4 protein-coding genes are annotated in these 2,872 nt (G+C 51.0%); 1 reads left to right on the top strand and 3 read right to left on the bottom strand.

Annotation, left to right across the window (positions count from 1 at the left end):
• Positions 1 to 115, top strand: a 115-nt coding sequence (locus GT003_RS32030; protein ID WP_161704286.1) for an IS3 family transposase, incomplete at its 5' end; no start/stop codon positions are given.
• 139 nt (positions 116 to 254) lie between these two features.
• Here GT003_RS32030 and GT003_RS32025 read toward each other — a convergent pair.
• The 3 genes from GT003_RS32025 to GT003_RS32015 all read right to left on the bottom strand — a co-directional run.
• On the bottom strand, positions 255 to 1,373 hold the full coding sequence (locus GT003_RS32025) for an AI-2E family transporter (RefSeq protein ID WP_161705770.1): 1,119 nt from the start codon (positions 1,371 to 1,373) through the stop codon (positions 255 to 257).
• A gap of 267 nt (positions 1,374 to 1,640) precedes the next feature.
• A complete protein-coding gene (gene lspA, locus GT003_RS32020) occupies positions 1,641 to 2,105 on the bottom strand; it encodes a signal peptidase II (RefSeq protein WP_161705768.1) in 465 nt (154 codons plus the stop codon).
• A gap of 114 nt (positions 2,106 to 2,219) precedes the next feature.
• A partial coding sequence (locus tag GT003_RS32015; RefSeq protein ID WP_161705766.1) for a hypothetical protein occupies positions 2,220 to 2,872 on the bottom strand: 653 nt, incomplete at its 5' end.

Below are 2,872 nucleotides of genomic sequence, written 5' to 3'. Positions count from 1 at the left end.
TTTCAAGCAAGAGCTTGCACAATACATGGCGTACTACAATCACAAACGAATCAAGTCCAAACTAAAAGGCATGAGTCCGGTACAATACCGAACTCATGCCCTGCAAGTTGCCTAAATAAAATATGTCTAACTTTTTGGGGTCACTTCAGGTTCTGCTCTGTTCGGCTGCCTTCATGTTTTTTACGAAGCTTCATCTGCGTTACTTCAACGATGGCGTGCATAGACGGAATAGGATCCGACAAAGCTGCCCCCGACTAGTCATGACGTTTATTCATCTCCGCCAGCGGGTCGATCGGCGGGATGTGGTTATGCTTATAGAAATCATAGGTCCTGTTCGCGACGATCTTGATGATCGCGTAGACAGGGACGACAATGATCATCCCGAACGGGCCGATAATCGCGCTGGCGCCGATGACGAGCAGCATGACGGTGAAGGGGTGAACGTTCATCTGCTTGCCGATGATTCGCGGGCCGATCACGTTCGCTTCGATCTGGTTCGAGACGATAAGTACGATACCGACCAAAAGCACCGTCATCGGAGAGACCGTTAGCGCAACGATGGCCGTCGGAACGAAAGCAATCAACGGTCCGATGTACGGGATGAAGTTCGTAATGGCAGCGACCATGCCGAGCAGCAGCGGATACGGCACATGAATGAACATGTACCCGATGAAGGTCAGCATGCCGATAAGCAGTGACGTCAGCACTTTGCTCAGGATGAACGAGCCGATCGACGTATCGATTTCCTTGAGTGCGCCCCCTACCACGCGGTGATAGCGATCCGGCAGCAAGCGCAGAATGCGGTCGGGCAGCTTATCGCCCTCGCTGAGCAAATAATAAATCATGAATGGAACGAGACCCAGCAGGAAGAAGAAGCGCATAATCAGGTTAAAGATCCCGCGCACGCTGCCGATGACGGAATTAAGCAAACCGTCCAGCGATCCGGTCAGCTTGTTCGTAATATTTTCCGAAGAAAGCGCGTCCTTCTGCCCGATTTCCTTGAGCCACTCGTGCTGCTGCAGGGACTCGATCCAGGTTCGGACGGAGTCGACGATCTGAGGAAAGTTGTCGACCAGATTGATGGACTGGTCCCGGATCGGCGGCCAGATCATCCAGAAGAACAAGTAACAGACGCCGATTGCCCCGACGTAGACGAGAAGAATGGCAAGCGTCTTCGGCAGCTTGGTCGAAAACAGCCTTACGAAGGGCCGGAACAAATAGTAGAAGATGCCGGAGATCAGCAGCGGGACGAACAACGCGGCCAGCACCTTCTTGATCGGATTGAACACGAAGTCGACCTTGGATGCCAAATAGGCAATCAATAAGGCGACGATGATCCCATAACCAATGCGAAACCACTTGCCTTGCGGCATATGGACAAGTCTCCCTTGACTAAGATATTTACGGGCTATTAAGTGTATTAACTCATAATGGACAAAATAAAACGAATCGGGCTTGTTCTTTCAACGCGCTGCCTTCTCGTATCCCCTCCACTATATTTATCGTGCATGGACAAAAAACATTCTCATGCCCGCTCGTTCCCGAGAAACAACCGAAAAATCGGAACATAAGGCGGATTTTCCCGCGTGATGCTGTTTTCTTAACCGCTGATGCCAGATTAGAAAAAAAAGAAACCCTCTTCAATAAGAGGGCTTCTCTCTCGTTCGTTTGGCTAACACGATCTGCTGGACGACGACCACGAGCAGACCAACGTTGATGCACAAGTCCGCGATATTCATAATCCCTTGGCCGGATCCGAACTGCAGAAAGTCCGTTACTTTGCCGAACAATAACCGTTCCACGCCATTCCCGGCCGCTCCCGCCACGAGGAACGCCAAGCCGACATCCATCCAACGGCGATTCGAAGCTTGTTTGCTTCGATAGTACATGACGATAACGATAAAAGCCGCGCAGAGCAGGCCGAGCGCTCTTCCGTAGCCTTGAAGCGAACTGTGAGCTGCACCGGAATTCTGATAATAGGTAAACTGCAGGATGCCTTCTCGAAACGAACGCGTATCTCCAACATTCATATTCAATCGCACGATCAGCTTCGTGACTTGATCGATTGCCGTCATCAGCAGCGCTATCCAATAAAAGATGGCCATCACCTCTTTCCGATCCGTTCATACCTTCATCATACCGCAATAAAAAAGGCCTATCTACCATGCGCATAAAAAAGACGAAATGGACTTTGTTGGAAGTCCATTTCGCCGGTTGGGTTAGGGAATCATAGGGACATTTCGAATTTCGATGGTTTTCGGAGCCGAATAGACGGTTTCATTGACGAACGCCTTTTGCGGCTTCGCCTTGTTCCCGCTCGCATCCTCCAGCGTAACGCCGGAATTGCTTATCGTAATCGTCATGCCGGGCGCGACGCTAGTCGCAGCTCCTAAGATGACGGTGACCGTATTTCCTGAGATCTCAACGGCGTCATCGCTGTTAAACGATCCGCTGTTCAATGTAAAATCATCCAGCACCTCAGATGCCGCAAGTCCGTTCGGAAGCACGACGGCTTCGGAGAAACGAATGACGATCCGGTCTCCGGCATCCGCGCCATTCTGATTCACATCCACGTATTCGGCATCAATGATCGTAGGCGCCGCTTGATCCTTGGCCTGAACATGAAGTCCGGCAATCTCCACGCTGCTGCTATCGCGGATAATGGAGCCGTTGCTCTGTTGAACTATTGGAGCAAAGTTCGTGCCGTCCTTCGGCGTAACCCGGATCGTAATATACTGTTTCTCGCCTACGGTATAGAGCGGGTCGGGAGCCGTTCTTCCGTTTTTGTCCGTTACTTTGATCGATTCAACTGTGAATCCGTCTACGCTGAAGGAAGCGTTCGTTACGGAAGTCTCATCGATATTGGCATCGA

This window comes from Paenibacillus sacheonensis (genome assembly GCF_009909195.1).
GTDB classification, from domain to species: domain Bacteria; phylum Bacillota; class Bacilli; order Paenibacillales; family Paenibacillaceae; genus Paenibacillus_Z; species Paenibacillus_Z sacheonensis.
Note: the sequence above shows the minus strand (reverse complement) of the source record. Positions and strands in the feature narration are given on the sequence as shown.